The following is a 5,636-nucleotide window of genomic DNA, read 5'->3' on the forward strand; positions in this document are numbered from 1 at the left end:
ATGCGTCCAACGCGAACGACTTGACCGCCCGCGCGCTCCACAACGTCAGCACGTTGCAGGTGTTGACGCCGTAGCCCTGGATGGGCGTGTCGTAGGCGACACCTTTGAGCATGAGGCCCGGCACCCACCGGGCGCGGTCACGGTCGGCGTCGTCGATGTAACGTTCCACGTGGCCGCCCCACTTGACCAGGTAGTTGACGTCGGGTTTCGGTATCTCCCAAGGGTTTCCGCTGTCCAGCCAGTTATCCGTCTGCTCGACCTGCCAGCCGTCGTGAATCTCCTGGTCGAAGATGCCGAACTCGTAGCGGATGCCGTAGCCGATGGCCGGGCGCTCGAGGGTGGCCAAGGAGTCGAGATAGCACGCAGCTAGGCGTCCGAGGCCGCCGTTGCCCAGGCCGGGCTCCTCCTCGCAGGCCAGTACCTCGTCGAGGTCCGCTCCCAGTGTGGCCAGCGCTTCGCGCGCCGGTTCCTCGATGTCGAGGTTCAGCAGGTTGCTGCCGAGCTGGGGTCCCATCAGGAACTCCGCCGACAGATAGCAGGTCACCTTCCGGCCGAGGTCAAGCGACGTCTGAGTCGACGCGACGCGGTTGTCCTGCATCCGGTCGCGCACGGCCAAAGCCAGTGCGCGGTAGAAATGTTCGGTGCGCAACGCGGCCGCCGGTCGGCCGATCGAGTAGCGCAGGTGGTCGACGATGCCCCGCCGCAACGCCTCGGCGGACTGCCCGGTGCGGCTGTGTTCGTGCGGTTGGGCGTCGATCGTCGGCGTGTCCGTCATCGCGGGGCTCCCTCAAGTTTCTGGCGGGTCGGCGGCCAAGGGCGCCATCGTGGCACGGATGCATGCACGCAAAATGAACATCGGCTCACTTCCATGCAACATCGCAGAAGCGGGGTATGCATGTCAGCCGCGTAATTGGGACGTTCGTCTCACCGGGGCCGATCCGTGACCAGCCAGGAGTCTGCGCGATACGATCCATCTCGTGGTGGAGGCGGTCGGGGCGGCGATGCCGGGTCTGCGCGAGCGCAAGAAGCAGCGCACGCGCACGCTGCTGATCGACGCCGCGGTCGAGTTGTGCGACAAGCAGGGGTTCGACGGCACCACGGTCGACCAGATCGCCGCAGTGGCGGACGTGTCCCCGCGCACGTTCAGTCGGTACTTCGCGACCAAGGACGCGGTGATCATCGCGCTCATCGACGACATGGTCGACTCGATCGCCTTCCAGCTGGCGCGGCAGTCCGCGCACCTGACTGAGCTCGAGGCGTTGTTTGCTGCACACGGCGCGATGATCAGGGCGACGGCCTCTGCCCCGGCGGACGGATTCACCACGGAGCGGCTTAAAACGACTGCCCGGATTGTGAATTCCTCTCCGGCGCTGCGCCTGGCGGCCAGTGAGTTCCGGACCAATTCCGTAACGCTCGCGCTCGCCGAGCGAATGGGCGTCGGGGTCGACGACAAGAGGCTGCGGTTGGTGGTGGCGGTCTGGTCAGCCATTCTGCTGGCCGCACCGGGCGACCTCGGCCCCGAAACCGACTGGGATCAGGTGGACATCGACATGATGCTCGGGCTGCTTGACGAGACTTACAAACAGTTCATCGATATCTGCACCGGTCCTGGGTATCGGGACTAACGTGCTCATCTGACCCCAGCCGGGCGCGGGGTCGCCAATGCGGCTACCGTTTGTTAGGCAGCACTGACCCTCAGCAGCGAAGAAGGGATTTCTGTGGCCGATAAATCGTCAAGTGCCGAAGAGGCCGCCACCCTTCGATACCCGGGCGGCGAGCTCGATCTGCAGATCGCGAAGGCGACCGAGGGCTCCGACGGCATCGCGCTGGGCAACCTGCTCGCAAAGTCCGGGTACACCACCTTCGACCCCGGCTTCGTCAACACCGCGTCGACGAAGAGCGCGATCACCTACATCGACGGTGACGCGGGCATCCTGCGCTATCGCGGCATCCCGATCGAGCAGCTGGCCGAGAAGTCGACGTTCATCGAGGTGAGCTATCTGCTCATTTACGGTGAGCTCCCGGATAAGGACCAACTCGCGTCGTTCACCACGTTGATCCAGCGGCACACGTTGCTGCACGAGGATCTCAAGCGCTTCTTCGACGGCTTCCCGCGTAATGCGCACCCGATGCCGGTGCTGTCCAGCGCGGTCAATGCGCTGTCGGCCTACTACCAGGACTCACTAGATCCGTTCGACGACGAGCAGGTGGAGCTGTCGACGGTCAGGCTGCTTGCGAAGCTCCCGACGATCGCCGCCTACGCGTACAAGAAGTCGGTGGGCCAACCGTTCCTGTACCCGGACAACTCGATGAGCCTCGTCGAGAACTTCCTGAGGATGACGTTCGGGCTTCCCGCTGAGCCTTACGAGGTCGACCCAGAAGTGGTCCGCGCGCTCGACATGCTGTTCATCCTGCACGCTGACCACGAACAGAATTGCTCGACGTCCACCGTGCGGCTGGTCGGGTCATCGCAGGCCAACTTGTTCACGTCGATCTCGGGCGGCATCAATGCGCTGTGGGGTCCGCTGCACGGCGGCGCCAACCAGGCCGTGCTGGAAATGCTGGAGAAGATCCGCGCCGGCGAGTCGACGTCAGCTGGCGGCGACGTCCACGAGTTCGTCAAGAAGGTCAAGAACCGCGAGGACAACGTCAAGCTGATGGGCTTCGGCCACCGGGTGTACAAGAATTACGACCCGCGGGCACGGATCGTCAAGGAGCAGGCCGACAAGATCCTCGGCAAGCTGGGCGGCGACGACGAATTGCTCCACATCGCAAAGGCTTTGGAAGAGGTCGCGCTCACCGACGACTTCTTCATCGAGCGCAAGCTGTACCCGAACGTCGACTTCTATACCGGTTTGATCTACCGCGCGATGGGCTTCCCGGTGCGGATGTTCACGGTCTTGTTCGCGTTGGGCCGGTTGCCGGGGTGGATCGCGCACTGGCGGGAGATGCACGACGACGAGGGCGGCAAGATCGGTCGCCCGCGCCAGATCTACACCGGCTACACCGAGCGCGACTACGTCGCGATGGACAACCGGTAGCGTCCCCGCCGTTTGGCGCGAGCGTGCGTGTCTGCTGCGCGACACGCCGCTCGCGGATCGGAGTCAACGCACACTCGGCACACAGGAAACTGGCACCGGGAAAGCGACGTATCTCACCCGGCGGACGCTTGCAGCGAGGATAGTTGTAGTTTCACAATTGTTGTGTGAATGAAACTATCGTCCGGTCGTTAAGCGCTCGGCGGAAGACCATCATTCTGATGTCCTGCTGCCTGAGCCTGCTGATCGTGTCGATGGACGCGACGATCGTCAACGTCGCCATCCCGAGCATTCGCGCCGACCTGCACGCCTCGCCGACCCAGCTGCAATGGGTCATCGACGTCTACACCCTCGTCCTTGCATCGCTTCTCCTGCTCTCCGGAGCGACCGGAGACCGCTTCGGCCGCAGGCGCATCTTCCAGATCGGACTCACGGTCTTCGCGGTGGGCTCGCTTCTGTGCAGCCTGGCCCCGACCATCGGGGCGCTGATCGGCGCCCGCCTGGTGCAGGCGGTCGGCGGCTCGATGCTCAACCCGGTGGCGATGTCGATCATCACCCAGGTGTTCACCGGACGCGCGGAGCGTGCGCGGGCGATCGGAATCTGGGGCGGCGTTGTCGGCATCTCAATGGCCTTGGGCCCCTTGGTCGGTGGCGGGCTGATCGACTGGCTCGGCTGGCGCGCGGTGTTCTGGATCAACCTTCCGATCTGCGCCGCGGCCATCCTGTTGACCGCGATCTTCGTCCCTGAGTCCAAGTCCGCCACGATGCGCGACGTCGACCCGATCGGCCAAGCCCTAGGTGTCGCTTTCCTATTTGGCACCGTGTTCGTCCTCATCGAAGGACCCGGCATGGGCTGGACCGACCCGCGCACCGTCGCGATCGCGGTTGCCGCGGTTCTCGCGCTCGTCGGGTTCCTCCGTTACGAGGCCCGCCGCCGCGACCCGTTCATCGATCTCCGCTTCTTCCGCAGCGTGCCGTTCAGTTCGGCAACGATGATCGCGGTGTGCGCCTTCGCTTCTTACGGCGCGTTCCTGTTCATGATGTCGCTGTATCTCCAGAGTGAGCGCCACTATTCGGCCGCTCACACAGGCCTCATCTATTTACCGATAGCCGTCGGTGCGCTGGTCTTTTCACCGCTATCCGGTCGGCTCGTCGGTCGGTTCGGCAGTCGCCCCTCCCTGGTGATCGCCGGGACACTCCTCACAGCGGCGGCCCTGATGCTGACGCAACTGACATCCACGACGCCTGTGTGGGAGCTGCTCGTGGTGTTCGCGGTATTCGGCGTAGGGTTCGCCATGATCAACGCCCCGATCACGACCGCGGCGGTCAGTGGTATGCCGACCGACCGCGCCGGAGCGGCGTCGGCGGTCGCGTCGACCAGCCGCCAGGTGGGCGTGAGTCTTGGTGTGGCCCTGTGCGGTTCGATCGCAGGGTCAGCGCTGGCAACTTCCGGCGCCGATTTCGCGGTGGCTGCGCGACCGCTGTGGTTCGTCTGCGCGGCATTGGGTGCATTTGTCTTCGTGCTCGGCCTCTATGCGACGACGCCTCGCGCGTTGCGCTCCGCCGAGCGGCTGGCTCCATTGATCGCAGGAGAGTCGAGGAATCATGCCAGCGCACACGCGTAATCGCCTGGCCGACAAGGTATGGCACGGCCTCACCCGTCTGGTGATGGACAACACGGACACCTGGCGACGCGCGGTGGTGACTGAGACGGGGCTGCCGTTCAGCCGGGTCAGGATCCTGATGCGGCTGGCCGATCGGCCGCTGACTGTCAAAGAGGTTGCCGCGGCCGCCACCATCGATGCGCCGGCGGCGACGGTCGCGGTCAACGACCTCGAGGACCGCGAGCTCGTCGTTCGCGAGATCAATCCGGCGAACCGTCGTTGCAAGCTGGTGTCTTTGACGACGGCTGGGCGCGACCTCGTCGCTGTGGTTCGTGCGATCGACGACCCCGCTCCTTCTGTCGTCGCCGGGCTCAGCGACGAGGATCTGACCACACTGCAGAAGATCATCGACAAGGTCTCATCACGCTAGATGCGCGAGCGTGCGCAAAATCAGCTCCCCCTACCGCGTGTCGCGCTGCAGACACGCACGCTCGCGCAAATTAGGGGAGGGACTCGAGTACCGCCATCGCGGCGTTGTGGCCGCCGATGCCCGATACGCCGCCGCCCCGGCGAGAACCCGCACCGCACACGAGGATTCGCTCGTGTCGGGTAGCCACACCCCACCGGCTCGCCGGCGTGTCGAGCGGATCGTCGTCCTCGGCGAAGGGCCATGTCAGGTCACCATGAAAGATGTTGCCTGCCGTCATTCCTAGTGCGTGTTCGAGGTCGTAGGTAGTCTTGGTCTCGATGCAGCCGGGGATGATGACATTCTGAATCGGCTCGGCCAGCACCGAATTGAGCGATGCCATCGCGGCAGTGGCCAACTCCTCTCGGCTGCCGACACCGTGCGGCGTGTGCAGCCCGAAGACCGTCAGCGTCTGCGCGCCGGACGCCCGCAGCGACGGTGACAGGATGGTGGGGTCGGTCAGCGAGTGGCAATAGATCTCGCAGGGCAGCGGATCGGGTACCCGGCCAGACACGGCCGCCTCGAACG

At 64.8% G+C, this 5,636-nt stretch carries 5 protein-coding genes and 1 pseudogene; 4 read left to right on the plus strand and 2 right to left on the minus strand.

Annotated features, from left to right (window positions below):
* On the minus strand, positions 1-775 hold a 775-nt coding region (locus QOH60_RS05780; protein WP_526418044.1), incomplete at its 3' end, for a glycogen/starch/alpha-glucan phosphorylase.
* Between the two features lie 202 nt (positions 776-977).
* On the opposite strand from QOH60_RS05780, the gene QOH60_RS05785 reads away from it, so the two are divergent.
* From QOH60_RS05785 to QOH60_RS05800, 4 genes are all read left to right on the plus strand, one after another.
* Positions 978-1,625 carry a TetR/AcrR family transcriptional regulator gene (locus tag QOH60_RS05785; protein WP_526418046.1) on the plus strand — a complete coding sequence of 216 codons (648 nt, stop codon included), beginning with the start codon at positions 978-980 and terminating at the stop codon, positions 1,623-1,625.
* Between the two features lie 93 nt (positions 1,626-1,718).
* Positions 1,719-3,041: a citrate synthase gene (locus tag QOH60_RS05790; protein ID WP_526418049.1), complete on the plus strand. Its 1,323-nt coding sequence runs from the start codon at positions 1,719-1,721 to the stop codon at positions 3,039-3,041.
* Between the two features lie 218 nt (positions 3,042-3,259).
* Entirely contained in the window at positions 3,260-4,663 is a 1,404-nt protein-coding gene (locus QOH60_RS05795; RefSeq protein WP_526418051.1) for an MFS transporter, read from the plus strand.
* The gene (locus QOH60_RS05800) at positions 4,644-5,072 is read left to right on the plus strand and encodes a MarR family winged helix-turn-helix transcriptional regulator (RefSeq protein ID WP_526418053.1); all 429 of its coding nucleotides are present in this window, start codon (positions 4,644-4,646) and stop codon (positions 5,070-5,072) included. Before QOH60_RS05795 ends, QOH60_RS05800 begins: the two co-directional genes overlap by 20 nt.
* Before the next feature lie 70 nt (positions 5,073-5,142).
* On the opposite strand, the pseudogene QOH60_RS05805 reads toward QOH60_RS05800, so the two are convergent.
* Positions 5,143-5,636 (minus strand): annotated as a pseudogene (locus QOH60_RS05805) (NAD(P)/FAD-dependent oxidoreductase); the annotation flags it as partial.

It is taken from the genome of Mycobacterium sp., assembly GCF_032159765.1.
GTDB lineage: Bacteria > Actinomycetota > Actinomycetes > Mycobacteriales > Mycobacteriaceae > Mycobacterium.